Source organism: Shewanella sp. UCD-FRSSP16_17, from assembly GCF_001675935.1.
Taxonomy (GTDB): domain Bacteria; phylum Pseudomonadota; class Gammaproteobacteria; order Enterobacterales; family Shewanellaceae; genus Shewanella; species Shewanella japonica.
In genome coordinates, this window is record NZ_LZFV01000001.1 from 397,729 (window position 1) to 412,062 (window position 14,334).

The following is a 14,334-nucleotide window of genomic DNA, read 5'->3' on the forward strand; positions in this document are numbered from 1 at the left end:
TTTAATCGATCTACGTTGTGAAGTTAGGAGTTAATTTTATATGTCAAACGTTCGATATATCAGTAATCTTACAAGGGATACATACGCCATCATATTAGCAGGAGGAAGGGGCTCTCGTTTACATGAGTTGACTGACTGGCGTGCGAAACCGGCGTTATATTTTGGGGGTAAATTTCGCATCATCGATTTCCCTTTATCAAATTGTATAAATTCAGGCATACGCAGAGTTGGGGTTGTTACTCAATATAAGTCACATTCACTGATCCGCCATGTCAGTCGGGGCTGGGGCCACTTTAAAAAGGAATTAGGCGAGTCAGTTGAAATACTACCTGCATCACAACAAACCTCAGGTAATTGGTATGAAGGTACAGCCGATGCGGTATTTCAAAATATCGATATTATTAGACATGAATTACCCAAATACATCATGATTTTATCTGGAGATCATGTCTATCGCATGGATTATGCTGGGCTGTTAGCTGCACATGCAGAGTCAGGCGCAGATATGACAGTATGTTGCCTTGAAACGCCGATACCTGAAGCAGCGGGTTCGTTTGGCGTCATGGAAGTGGATCAAGATAAACGTGTAATAGGTTTTGAAGAAAAGCCTGAAGTGCCTAAGTCTATTCCCGGTAATGAAGAATTTTGTTTAGCGTCAATGGGTAACTATGTGTTTAACACTAAATTCCTATTCGATCAGTTACGCAAAGATGCTGACAATGATCAATCTGATAGAGACTTTGGTAAAGACATTATTCCTTCAATTATCAAAGATGCGAATGTATTTGCATTTCCTTTCACGAGTGCAGTACCTGACGAGCCGGCTTATTGGCGTGATGTTGGTACCTTAGACTCTTTCTTTCAAGCAAATATGGAATTGCTGTCACCGACGCCAGCCCTCAATTTATATGATGCGAAGTGGCCAATTTGGACATATCAAGAACAGTTGCCACCCGCTAAGTTCGTGTTTGATGACGATGACCGAAGAGGGATGGCGGTAGATTCTATCGTTTCTGGTGGATGTATCATTTCGGGTGCGAAGGTTAAACGTAGCGTGCTTTTTGATGAAGTACGCGTATGTTCATACTCGTTTGTGAAAGACTCAGTGCTATTGCCAGATGTTGTCGTGTTGAAAAATTGCAAAATTCAAAATGCGATTATCGATCGTGGCTGCATCATTCCTGAGGGGATGGAGATTGGCTATAACAAACAACAAGATTTAGACCGCGGCTTTCGAGTATCTGAAAAGGGCATCACTTTAGTCACTCGCAATATGCTTGGACTGCCGGTTGGATATGAGTAATCGCTAAAGTTTACTGCCATTGAAGCCACAGAGCTTGTGGCTTCAATGTTGAGTGAGTTTGTTGAATAGAAAAACTACAAGCAAGGAGATGTTTTGAAAAAAGTGCTGATGATTGCTGCTGAAAATGATGCCATAAAGGGGGCCAAAGTTGGCGGGATGGCAGATGTCATTCGTGATCTTCCTTTGGCTTTGGCGGGTGTTGATATTAACGTTGATGTGGCCATGCCTAATTATGGCTTTATCGCAAAACAGCAGCAGGCAACACTCGTTGGCGAGGTCGTTGTTAAGTTTGGTGCTAATAGCGAAAAAGTGGTTTTATGGCAGCTGTCACTACCGATTAAGGCACCCAATTCAACCAAAATAAATAACCAGGTTTTTTTGTTTGATCACCCGTTATTTAATGGGCCTAACAATCAAGTTTACTGTAACGGCAGTAGTGAAAGGCCGTTTGCTGAAGATGCCAGTAAGTTTGCCTTGTTTAATCTTGCAGTTGCCCAAGCGTATGTTGATGGTTTGCTTGGCCGAGTTGATTATTTACATATGCATGACTGGCATACTGGCTTTTTAGTGATGTTAAGAGCATTCGCAACAGAATATAAAACGTTAAAGGATATTCGTTGTGTTTTTTCAATTCACAATCTGGCGATACAAGGTATACGACCTATTCGAGATGACGTTTCATCCTTTTGTGCTTGGTATCCTGATTTAGCAAGACAATTAACCCACGAACAGAAGCTGCAAATTACCGACCCTCGTTATCCTGAGTGCATTAATCCAATGAGAATGGGCATAGAATTGAGTGATAAAGTACATTTAGTGTCGCCAAGCTATGCAACAGAAGTATTATTGCCATCCGATCATCAAAATGGATTTTTTGGTGGAGAAGGCTTGGAGCAATCACTTCAAGATAAACATCAACGTGGCGATGTTGTAGGTATTCTAAATGGCTGTGTTTATGACGATTCATCAGTTAAACCTGACTCACAACAAGCATTTATTCAGATCGAAGCGTCAGCGCAACGCGCGTTAATTCGTTGGATGGGACAAAGTCTGTGGGTAAAAAGCGTGGATCAAATTGCACTATCGCGATTGCAATTGCTGTCGATGAAAAACTCATATGACCATCGCGCTATTACGACTAGCTCTGGTGCTGAAACGGTTGATTTTGTTATGACCTCTGTTGGCCGTCTAACCGACCAAAAGGTATTACTCTTAAGGCAGCCACATCATGAGTATGGTTCGACGCTAGAAGCAATCTTGACTCAACTAAATATTCAAAAACCAAATGGTTTATTTGTATTACTAGGCAGTGGAGATGAACAAATAGCACAAGAGTTTCAGGTCATTGCAGCCAAATATGACAACTTTGTCTTTTTAAACGGCTATGATGATGCATTATCACAAGTCTTATATAAGCAAGGGGACTTATTCATCATGCCTAGTAGCTTTGAGCCATGCGGTATAAGTCAGTTACTTGCGATGAAATCAGCTCAAGTTTGCATAGCCCACAGTGTAGGTGGTTTAAAAGACACCATAATCCATCAAAAAAATGGTTGGTTATTTGAGGGGCAAGGATTAGCTGAACAATCACAGCAATTGATTGAAGTAGTGGTCAGTGCATTATCACTACATACTAATGATTTATTACAATACCAAAAAATGCGACAGTCGGCGGCGGATGTGCGTTTTGATTGGCATAGTGTAGCGCAACAATACAAAGATAAATTGTATCAATAGACTATTATTAATAGCCTGGTATTAATAGTCTGGTATTAATAGCCAGGTATCAATAGTCTGGTATCAAGACCCTTGAATTAATCGCTTTGTGTCAAAAGGCTCATATTAAAAGGCAGTGATTAATAGTCTTAGCGTAAAACTTAAGGTATGGAAATTGACGCATTATTGTTGGTTAATTTCCATAACGTTTGATGATTTAGCTTTGTTTAAGGTTAGATTTTTTAACGTTGGATTGATTAACGTTAGTAAGTATTGGCAAAATTTTACTGACTTTATCAAATGATTCTTGATATTCAGCATCAACATTCGAATCAGCAACGATTCCGCCGCCGGCCCAGCAATAAAGCTTATTATCTTCAGTGACAAGGGTACGAATGGTGATACTGGTATCCATACGACCATCCTGACTGATATAGCCAATACTGCCACAATAAATGTTGCGTCTTGAAGGCTCTAATTCTTCGATAATTTCCATTGAACGGATTTTGGGCGCGCCAGTGATTGAGCCACCAGGAAAAGCCGCTTTAAGTAAATCTACCGCATCATATTGGCTGTCGAGTGTCGCTTCTACTGTACTGACTAAATGATGTACTGCAGGAAAACTCTCAATCTCAAATAATTTCGGTACATTCACGGAACCTGCTGTAGCCACTTTGCTGATGTCATTTCTAAGTAAATCAACAATCATGACGTTTTCAGCTAAGTCTTTTTCTGAGTGACGTAACTGCTCTGCAAACAGAGAATCTTGATCTGATGTGGCGCCGCGAGGCATGGTGCCTTTAATTGGTTTGGTGGATATTTTATTGTCGTGAAGCTGAATAAATCGTTCAGGTGAAATAGATAAAATGCAGTGATTCTTTAACCGTATAAAGGCTGAAAAGGGGGCTTTGTTAGCATCTGAAAGCGCGCAATATGCCTGCCATTCATCACCTTTATAACTTGCACTAAATCTTTGGGTTAAATTAATTTGATAGCAATCACCTTGATGAAGATATTGCTGAACCTTGTTAAATCTTTCTGTATATTGCTGTTTTGTAGTTTGATTTTGCCAAGAAGAAGTTAATGTGAACTTTTGAGTTTCGTGAACACTATCTTTTTTTGATATTAAGTTATCAATTTTATTCAATTTAATATTGAGTGCTTCTTCACCTAAATAATGGACAGCGAACCATTGATGTTGCTGATGACAATAAAGTAAGGCAAAGTCATAAAAACCAAGGTTTACATCGTTAAGCTGAATATCTTTCAGTGCTTGTTGAGGTAGCTTTTCGATTATTCTACCCAAGTCATAATTAAAACTGCCAACCACGCCACCGCTAAAAGGTAGCTGGCTTGATTGTTTTACTGGGTAAAGATAGGTTTGTAATTGTTGAATAACATCAAAAACAGTTAATGAAACTCGTGTTTTGCTCTTTGGGGCAAAATCATGATTTTTAGTGATTTTTTGATGAAATTTCCATTGAATATTGTCAGCTATGCTTTCTATTGTTGCCACTGGATTGAATACGATAATATCGTAATTGGCATCTTGATGTCCGGTATGGGATGAGTCTAATAACATTGCCCATGGTTGCTGCGCAACAGCACTAAAGACAGTATGACTATCTTGAGCCCAATCGAGTGATTTGACAGCTAATGATGGGGAGTTAATTAAACGCATTACTAAACCTATTTAAAAAGTGATGTAGCCCAAAAAGGTTGGAAAGAGTATCATATTGTCCTTGCAAGGATTAATAGCTAAATGAATACAATTTAGAGTATTCAAATAAAAATAAAACAAGTTATGCCGCAACGGCTGCTGGAGCGCCCCTATATGTCTACACATTCTGCTAGTGTTGTAATTAAGCAAGCTGACTTTATCGAAAGCATTGCAGATTCATTACAGTATATTTCTTATTATCATCCAAAAGACTTTGTTGATGCGATGGCTAAAGCCTATGATCGCGAAGAAAGTGCAGCGGCGAAAGACGCGATTGCACAAATTCTTATCAACTCTCGTATGTCTGCTGAAGGCAAGCGTCCTTTATGTCAAGACACGGGTATTGTGACGACGTTTGTTAAAATCGGCATGGGTGTACAGTGGGATAAAACGGATATGACCGTGCAGCAAATGGTCGATGAAGGTGTACGTCAAGCATACACCAATCCAGATAACCCGTTACGTGCGTCTATTGTTGCCGATCCTGCTGGTACTCGAAAAAACACCCGTGATAACACGCCTTCGGTCGTTCATATCGACATGGTTCCTGGTAATCATGTTGAAGTGATGATCGCAGCGAAAGGCGGTGGGTCAGAAAATAAATCTAAGATGGTGATGTTAAACCCATCAGATGATATTGCTGCTTGGGTTGAAAAAACCTTACCGACGATGGGGGCAGGTTGGTGTCCTCCAGGAATGTTAGGCATAGGTATTGGTGGCACTGCTGAAAAAGCCGCAGTATTAGCGAAAGAATCATTGATGGATCCAGTCGATATCCATGAATTGATGGAACGAGGCGCTGAAACAACTGAAGAAAAATTACGTTTAGACATTTTTGAGCGTGCCAATAATACGGGTATCGGTGCTCAAGGACTCGGTGGTTTAACCACTGTGCTAGATATTAAAGTTAAATCAGTACCAACACATGCTGCCTCTAAACCGGTTGTGATGATCCCGAACTGTGCTGCGACACGACATGTCCACTTTCACTTAGATGGAACAGGTCCAGCTGATTTATCTCCACCTTCATTGTCTGACTGGCCTGAAATTACCCGCGAAGCAGGTGAAAACACGCACAGAGTTGATTTAGACAATGTCACTCAAGCTGAAATTGAAACTTGGAAGAGTGGCGATACCTTATTACTTAACGGAAAAATGTTAACGGGCCGTGATGCTGCGCATAAGCGAATTCAAACCCTTATCGAATCAGGTGAAGGCTTACCTGAAGGGGTAGACTTTACTGGTAAGTTTATTTACTACGTAGGCCCAGTCGATCCTGTTGGCAATGAAGTGGTTGGCCCAGCAGGCCCTACAACTGCAACACGAATGGATAAGTTCACTGACCTAATGCTTGAAAAGACTGGGCTAATGGGCATGATTGGTAAGTCAGAACGTGGCCCGCAAACCGTTGAGTCAATTAAGAAACATAAAGCGGTTTACTTAATGGCTGTGGGTGGCGCTGCATACTTAGTCTCTAAAGCAATCAAAAAGTCTCGTGTTGTTGCATTTGAAGATTTAGGTATGGAAGCCATTTACGAGTTCGATGTTAAAGATATGCCTGTTACTGTGGCGGTGGATACTCAAGGCGTGAATGCACATGAAACCGGTCCTGCAATCTGGAAAGTGAACATTGCTAACGCAAAAAGCTAATTAACGCTTGCGATGCTAGATAATACGGTCCATTTGTGGCGTAAATTTAGCCAAATTGGATAAAAATTAACGCTCAGAAATAGAATGCTTCATTTTTTTGAACTGCTCTATTGCCTGAGCGTTTTTGTTTGGGTACTGTGCTAATCAGCTTTTTAAACATAGCGGTTGCAGAACAACAACGAGAATCTAACAGGCCATCGCTAGACGGCGTCAATGTTTAAAGTTGAACCGAATTATATCGGCAATGCTATTGCTATAAACAACAAAAAATAACAAGAGAACATCATCAAATGAGAAAATCATCGCTTTTACTTGCGCTAACTGCCGCAGGTTTTGCGTTAACTGCACAAGCTGCAGAAACAAGCAAAACACCATTTAATGTTCAACAGCTGGTTAATTTAAATAAGCTTCATTCTGCTGCTGTGTCAAATGACGGTAGTAAATTGGTTTATGCGGTCAAACAAATTGATGAACAGGGTGAAAGCCGTTCTGATTTGTATTTATTGGACTTAACAAATAAAGACGCTAAACCAAAACAAATTACTTCACACAGTGGCACCGAACATGATGTTAATTTCAGTGTTGATGATAAATCAATTTACTTCTTAGCGGCTCGTAATGGTACCAGTCAGCTTTTTAATCTGCCGTTAACTGGCGGTGAAGCAATGCAAGTCACCGATTTACCACTTGATGTCAATGGCTACAAGCTTTCAAACGATAGCAAACAAGTTGTCATGAATATGCGTGTTTTCCCAGACTGTAAAGATTTAACTTGCACAGTCGATCGCATTGAAGCTGAAGAAAATAAGAAAACAACTGGCCGTGAATATAAGCAATTAATGGTTCGCCATTGGGATACTTGGGAAGATCATGCCCGTAGCCATTTATTTGTAGGCCAGCTACATGGTAAGCCTGTAACTGAAGTTGTTGACGTCACATTTGGTTTAGATACTGAAACGCCGCCAAAGCCATTTTCAGGAATGGAAGAAGTCACTTTTACAGCTGATGGTAAACACATCGTTTATAGCGCTAAAGCGCCAAGCAAAGATCAGGCTTGGACAACGAATTATGATTTATGGAAAGTGCCAGTAACTGGTGGTGATGCAGAAAACCTTACTGAGAAAAACTTAGCATGGGATGCACAACCGACTTATTCAAAAGATGGTCGTCAATTAGCCTATTTAGCGATGAGCAAACCAGGTTTTGAAGCCGATCGCTACCGTATTATGCTACGTGACACTGTAACAGGCGCGGAAAAAGAAGTTGCACCGTTATGGGATCGCAGCCCACATTCACTGACTTTTAGTGATGATGGACGCACATTGTATGTGACAGCTCAAGACGTTGGTCAAGTCAGTATCTTCGAGGTCAACACACAGTTTGGTGATGTTCGACCAATCTATAATGATGGCAGCAACAGTTTAGTTGCTGTGACTGATTCAAGCATTATTTTCAGTAACAAGTCATTGGTTGAACCTGGTGATTTATACAAAATTAGTTTAGAAGGCGAAAATTTAACACGCCTAACGAATGTCAACGAAGATAAGTTAGCCAAAATTCAATTTGGTGAATTCCAACAGTTTAACTTTAAAGGCTGGAACAACGAGACTGTACATGGTTACTGGATTAAACCTGCTAACTACGAGTCTGGTAAAAAGTACCCAGTTGCATATTTAGTTCACGGTGGGCCGCAAGGTTCATTTGGCAACTCATTTAGTGGTCGCTGGAATGCACAACTATGGGCTGGTGCTGGCTACGGTGTGGTGATGGTAGATTTCCATGGTTCAACAGGTTATGGCCAAGCCTTTACTGATTCAATATCTAAAGATTGGGGCGGTAAACCTTTAGAAGATTTACAAAAAGGCTTAGCTGCAGTAGGCCAGCAACAAAAGTGGTTAGATACTGAAAACGCATGTGCCTTAGGTGGTTCATACGGTGGTTACATGATGAACTGGTTCCAAGGTAATTGGAGCGACGGTTTTAAGTGTTTAGTTAACCATGCTGGTTTGTTTGACATGCGCTCTATGTATCACGTAACAGAAGAACTATGGTTCCCTGAGTACGAGTTTGGCGGTACGTATACAGAAAACAAAGACTTATACGAGAAATTTAACCCAGTTAATTACGTTGAAAACTGGAAAACGCCGATGCTAGTTATTCATGGCGAAAAGGATTTCCGTGTTCCATATGGTCAAGGCTTAGCGGCATTTACCTATATGCAGCGTAACGGTATCCCATCAGAGTTATTAATGTTCCCAGACGAAAATCACTGGATTCTTAATCAAGATAATCTACAGCAGTGGTACAAAAATGTTTTAGGCTGGATGGATCGCTGGACTGAAAATAAATAAACTGTCATTACAGTTAACCAATAAAAAAGAGATGCCAATGGCATCTCTTTTTTTTGTGTCACTTTAGCTAGTCTGTGTTGATAATATTAAAAAATCACTACGAATAAAGTGGCGGTAACTCAGTGTCAAAGCGCAATTTATAGTAATGACCTAGTCTTTATCAGCAAGTTTGAGTTCTGTTGGAGGACATTTATGGCCTGTTTTTGTTATCCACAAAAAATAAGCTAATCTTCTTCTTGAGCAGGTAAATTTTCGCTGCCCATTTTTTTGACTAATTCGGTTACGTTTACCCATTGAAAACCTTAACTTAGCTTTTTTATGCTGTTTATTATTATCATAAAAGTTATCGAAATAACTCAGCGTAATTGAAATTCAGAACTATGGTTATTATAACAAATATTATTCTTTTAAGGCTTAAAATTATTCATAATAACTGAATTTTGAAACTTAATTTCAATAATGTGTTTTTATGATTCAAAACGAGCGAACGTCGGTGGTCAATGTGACGGCGACGATGTCGTTACTAAAGAGTATTAAGCAAGTGTAAAATTACTATTAACTAAGTCAAACTTTTGAGAAAACACGATTGAAAAAGAAACAAAAAACAGTAAAGTTGCGCGACTATTTTTTCAGCCACAAAACTAACGATATTTGAGGGTATAAATGTGGATTTAATGCTTTATGTTAAGTTCTTTTTAGGCTTAGTAGCGATTATCAACCCTGTGGGCTTATTGCCTGTATTTGTCAGCTTAACAAGTCATCAAACAGAAGAAGAACGTAATCATACTGGTAAAGTTGCTAATTTTGCTGTGGTAGTGATATTGCTTGTTACTATTTTCATTGGTCAGCATATATTAAATATGTTTAGCATCTCTTTATCAGCATTTAGAATTGCAGGTGGTAGTTTGATTGCCATTATTGCGATGTCAATGTTGCAAGGTAAATTGAGTCCAGTTAAACGTAACCAAGAAGAAGATCGTGAAGCATCAGGTATGGAATCAGTAGCTGTTGTTCCGTTAGCGTTACCTTTAATGGCAGGTCCTGGTGCCATTAGTTCGGTCATTGTTTTTGCTTCTGATCATAATAAACTGATCGATTTAATCGGTATGTCGATTACTGTTGTCGTTTTTGGTTTAATGAGTTTCGCCTTATTCAGAATGGCGCCAATCATCTTCAAAATTCTGGGCACAACAGGCATTAATGTTATCACTCGTCTAATGGGTCTATTAATGCTATCCATTGGTATTGAAGTTGTCGCTGCAGGATTAAAGGGGTTGTTCCCGACATTAATGGCTTAATATCCGTAGTGTTAGTGAATTTTATCGACTTTTTGAACAGCAAATGCGCAATAGGAACACAAGAGGGGATTTTCCCTTGACCCTCCTAGCGCATTTGCGTAAAGTACCGTCCGTTCACAGGATATTGAAATCATTATTCACTTTGTTTCATTGACAGTGGCGGTGCTTTTAGCACAATAAATTGAAAAGGTGACGTGTCCGAGTGGCTGAAGGAGCACGCCTGGAAAGTGTGTAAAGGGCAACCTTTCGAGAGTTCGAATCTCTCCGTCACCGCCAATTTATGTTCTGATATGTCTTCTTTATCTCCAGTTTGCCTTTCCAACTGACATCATTTTGTTCGTATTTTTACCTGTACTATTCTTATATATTTTATGCTTTGGCGTGAAATGATAACTATTAATACCCCTAATATTTAATAATTCTTCGACTAGATTAACTCTGATTATTGATTCAATTTTTAGGAAGAGTATGAAACCGAATAGATTGTCTGAGCAGTGGAATGCGGGTGAAGTATTAATGTTGTTTTACGGCAATGCCACCATCATGGCCTCATTAATGTTATGTGTCGCTTCATTTATGACTGCAACTCATTTAGCGCCAGATCATGACAGCTTGGGTACATGTCAATTAGAAGTCTCTTACGGGACACAGGGAGCAGGGTTAAAGTTTCCTTATAAACTTCAAGAAGATTGTTTATAAAATGATAAACAGACATAAACCTCAGGGTGTCATGCTTACATCTCTAACTGCAAGCATTACACTGGTGTTGTCGTTAATCTATATGAGAGGGCTGTTTTCTGGTAATACAAATCGAATCGCATTTGGTTTCACTTCAAATCGCACTTTTTCACTGCGGTAAGGCTCACCATCTAAGTTGAGCGGTAAGCTTAATGGGAAATCAATTTCTAGCCACTGAGTTTGAAAGTGAAAGCAAAACTCGCCTTTAGCCGTTTCAGATTGTATTTCTTCTAACACCTGAGGCAGTTCTAATGGTGTAAATCCTTTAAGCAAAGTGACGTCCATTAAACCATCATTTATTTTTGCATTAGGTGCGAGAATCTGTCCGCCACCAGCTTGGCGCCCATTACACATGGCTCCGACTACGATATTACCAGTAAACTTACCTTCATCAGTCGTTATGCTACCTTCGTACGGTTTAAAACCGATGGCTTTTGCTAAGCCAGTAAGGGTATACGCACCGCCGCCTAAAAAGTCTTTTAATTCCACTGGTGTTTCTGCAGTAACTTGCGCACCGAAGCCAGCGGCTGCGATATTAATAAAGTGTCGATCGTTTGCAGCAATCAAATCAATTTCTATCGCCTTATTATGAATAGCAAAGGTGAGGGCATCTGTAATGCTGTTTGGTATATTACAGGCGGTAGCAAAATCATTTGCCGTACCCAAAGGCAACACAGCTACTTCAGGTAACGAGACATTGTCTTTTAAATGCATTAATGCAGTGACAGCTTCATTGAGTGAGCCATCACCACCTCCAATAATGACTCGTTCAACACCTGACTCGATTGATTCTTTAATTAACCTTTCCATGTCAGGCCCTTCCCAAGTGACCTTAACATCTAATTTTATTCCACTTTCTCTTAGTGCATAAACCGCAGTTCTAATTTCTGGTATACCGGCTTTTTTTCCATTAAGTATTAAACTGAAATATTTGGCTGTCATGGATATTTCCTGATTGATGTCAGTAAAGCGAATGTGCTCGTCCCGATTGTTGATAAGGCAGCTTTGTGATTCTTTATTCACAAAAAGATGTCACAAAAGATGTCAAATACGTTTATTGTGCTGCAAAGTCATAACGTTCATGATTTACTTATGCCATAAAAATAATAACAACTAAACGTAAATCCGCTTTTATATTAAAAATTAACCTTTTAAAACAATAAAAATATCGTTTTGATGAATAAAAAGGACTTATTAAGATGCAAAAATCAGCGCTTACCTTAGCAATTTCATTGGGCCTAGCCAGTTTAGTCGGTTGTAATTCAATGACTAATGAAACCAAAACAGCCCAAAATGTTCAACAATCTGAGTTACAGCAGTCTGCAGTTTCATTTCAGCAATACTCTGACGAGTTTATCAACGCATTATGGCAATGGTCCCCAACTTGGGCGTTATACAGTGGGAAACACGTTAATGATGGCTATCTAGAAGTGCCAAATGATCAGGCTCGCGCTAAAACTTTAACATTTGTAGCCAAGCAACAAGCTAAGTTAACTGCTTTTGATAAAACCGCTTTAACCACGAGTGAATTAATTGATTTTGAGCTGATTTCGAACCTTCTGGCGAGTATTAAATGGCAACAGGAAAGGTTTAAAGCATGGCAATGGAATCCTTCGCAATACAATGTGGCAGGCGGGTTCGCTCAAATCATTAATGAAGATTTTGCCCCTTTAGATGAAAGACTGCAGTCTGTTATTGCGCGCCTTGAAAATGTGCCTGCATATTACTTAGCTGCGCAAGCGAATATTGAGAATCCGACGATAGAACATACTCAACTTGCCATAATGCAAAATAAAGGCGCGTTTTCAGTTTTATCTGATGACTTAGCGAATAAAGTGGCTGAATCTGGTTTATCTTCAACTGAAAAAGCACTGTTTAATACACGTTTTGAATTAGCTAAAACAGCGATTAATCAACATATTGATTGGTTAACAGCACTAGAAGCTAAACTTGAAAAAGAAGGTGCACGTAGCTTTAGAATTGGTGAAGAGCTTTACGAAGAAAAGTTTGCATTAGATATTCAAGCTGGTATGTCAGGGAAAGCATTGTTTGAAAAAGCGACAGCTGACAAACTTCGTGTTCAAAGTGAGATGGCTAAAATAACACATGATATTTGGTCTAAATATATCGATACACCTATCCCTAAAGATGACAATGTCGCGATCAAACAGTTAATTGATGTGTTATCAGTTAAGCATGTAAAACGAGATGATTTTGTCGATGAAGTCAGAGCTCAAATTCCGGAGCTAGTGAAGTTTGTTAATGAAAAACAATTGATGACTTTAGATCCTTCAAAGCCGTTAGTTGTTAGAGAAACACCGGAATATATGCGTGGTTTTGCTGGAGCCTCAATCAGTGCCCCCGGTCCATACGAAAAATCTGCTAATACTTACTATAATGTCACACCTCTTGATGGTATGAGCGATGAATCTGCAGAAAGTTATTTACGTGAATACAATCATTGGATTCTACAAGTATTAAATATCCATGAAGCGATTCCAGGACATTATACTCAGCTTGTATATTCAAACGAATCGCCTAGCTTGATAAAAAGTTTATTTGGTAACGGTGCCATGGTTGAAGGATGGGCAGTGTACACCGAACGGATGATGCTGGAAGAAGGGTACGGTAATTTCGAACCTGAAATGTGGTTGATGTACTACAAGTGGAATTTACGTGTTATCGCAAATACCATTTTGGATTACAGCATTCAGGTCAATGGGATGACTGAAGAGCAAGCCATTGAGCTTATGACTAAGGAAGCGTTCCAGCAGCAAGCAGAAGCGGAAGGAAAGTGGCGCCGTGCAACATTAAGCCAAGTACAATTAACCAGTTATTACTCTGGATATCGTGAAATTTATGATTTACGTGAAGAGTTGAAACAAGCTCAAAGTGAAGAGTTTGATTTAAAATCATTCCATGAACAGTTTCTAAGTTACGGAAGTGCACCGGTTAAATACATTAAGCAACTAATGACTAGCCAATAGTTTGCATGACTTAATTTGTTTATCGGAACTTGCGATACCGTTCTCATAGTAGAGCACAACAATTAAAAGCCGACAGCATGTGTCGGCTTTTTTATACGTATCTTAATATTTCCAAGGTTTAAACGATAAGGTGTAAATAATAAAGTGCAAACGCGATTTTTCTTTACATTTGAGTGCTAGGTTTAGCTTTAAATATGATAAGGCTTAATGCAGAGCATACAGCAGCGCAAGCTGTCCAAAACAAAGTAATAGCAAACCAAACAATGGTAGGGGCTTCATTTAGCCCAAAAGATCCATAACTCAATTGTGTTGTATCGACGATTAACTGTACCCCGAATAACTGAGGTATACTTACCCAAACACCTAGAGACATGATAAGCAATGTGGGCTCAAGACCGATTAATAAAATCAGTGGTGTGATAATGGGCGGTAGGTTTAATATTACCGCTAATATCAATAAACGCTTTATAAACACGTTAAATATCACTCTTCAAATCCTTTGAATATTATTTGCTTATGCAGTTCACTTTATTGATTAAGTAAAAACAAGTAAATCTACATTAGCCAATTA

Annotated in this window: 10 protein-coding genes and 1 tRNA gene; 8 read left to right on the forward strand and 3 right to left on the reverse strand. The window is 39.3% G+C overall.

Annotation, left to right across the window (positions count from 1 at the left end; translation table 11 throughout):
- Positions 1-40: 40 nt before the first annotated feature.
- Positions 41-1,303 carry a glucose-1-phosphate adenylyltransferase gene (gene glgC / locus A9267_RS01720; RefSeq protein WP_065108014.1) on the forward strand — a complete coding sequence of 421 codons (1,263 nt, stop codon included), beginning with the start codon at positions 41-43 and terminating at the stop codon, positions 1,301-1,303.
- Positions 1,304-1,411: 108 nt separating this feature from the next.
- Entirely contained in the window at positions 1,412-3,040 is a 1,629-nt protein-coding gene (locus tag A9267_RS01725) for a glycogen synthase (RefSeq protein WP_065108426.1), read from the forward strand.
- Between the two features lie 196 nt (positions 3,041-3,236).
- Here the strand turns inward: A9267_RS01725 and pabB are convergent, their stop codons facing one another.
- Complete coding sequence (pabB, locus tag A9267_RS01730) at positions 3,237-4,700, reverse strand: aminodeoxychorismate synthase component I (RefSeq protein WP_065108015.1); 1,464 nt, start codon at positions 4,698-4,700, stop codon at positions 3,237-3,239.
- A 153-nt stretch (positions 4,701-4,853) separates the two neighbouring features.
- Here pabB and A9267_RS01735 point away from each other — a divergent pair, with 153 nt between their 5' ends.
- The 5 genes from A9267_RS01735 to A9267_RS01755 all read left to right on the forward strand — a co-directional run bounded on the left by A9267_RS01735 (position 4,854) and on the right by A9267_RS01755 (position 10,737).
- A complete protein-coding gene (locus A9267_RS01735) occupies positions 4,854-6,389 on the forward strand; it encodes a fumarate hydratase (protein ID WP_065108016.1) in 1,536 nt (511 codons plus the stop codon).
- Between the two features lie 290 nt (positions 6,390-6,679).
- Positions 6,680-8,740 (forward strand): dipeptidyl-peptidase 5, encoded by a 2,061-nt coding sequence (locus A9267_RS01740; RefSeq protein ID WP_065108017.1) that lies wholly within the window; start codon positions 6,680-6,682, stop codon positions 8,738-8,740.
- Positions 8,741-9,405: 665 nt separating this feature from the next.
- Entirely contained in the window at positions 9,406-10,038 is a 633-nt protein-coding gene (locus A9267_RS01745) for a YchE family NAAT transporter (RefSeq protein ID WP_055024600.1), read from the forward strand.
- A gap of 188 nt (positions 10,039-10,226) precedes the next feature.
- Positions 10,227-10,314 (forward strand) — tRNA-Ser (locus tag A9267_RS01750).
- Between the two features lie 192 nt (positions 10,315-10,506).
- Complete coding sequence (locus A9267_RS01755) at positions 10,507-10,737, forward strand: hypothetical protein (RefSeq protein WP_055024599.1); 231 nt, start codon at positions 10,507-10,509, stop codon at positions 10,735-10,737.
- A gap of 78 nt (positions 10,738-10,815) precedes the next feature.
- On the opposite strand, the gene yegS is transcribed toward A9267_RS01755, so the two are convergent.
- Complete coding sequence (yegS, locus tag A9267_RS01760) at positions 10,816-11,718, reverse strand: lipid kinase YegS (protein ID WP_065108018.1); 903 nt, start codon at positions 11,716-11,718, stop codon at positions 10,816-10,818.
- Positions 11,719-11,975: 257 nt separating this feature from the next.
- Between yegS and A9267_RS01765 the strand changes: the two genes are divergently transcribed.
- On the forward strand, positions 11,976-13,763 hold the full coding sequence (locus tag A9267_RS01765) for a DUF885 domain-containing protein (protein ID WP_065108019.1): 1,788 nt from the start codon (positions 11,976-11,978) through the stop codon (positions 13,761-13,763).
- A 163-nt stretch (positions 13,764-13,926) separates the two neighbouring features.
- On the opposite strand, the gene A9267_RS01770 is transcribed toward A9267_RS01765, so the two are convergent.
- On the reverse strand, positions 13,927-14,250 hold the full coding sequence (locus A9267_RS01770) for a hypothetical protein (protein ID WP_065108020.1): 324 nt from the start codon (positions 14,248-14,250) through the stop codon (positions 13,927-13,929).
- Positions 14,251-14,334: the final 84 nt, after the last annotated feature.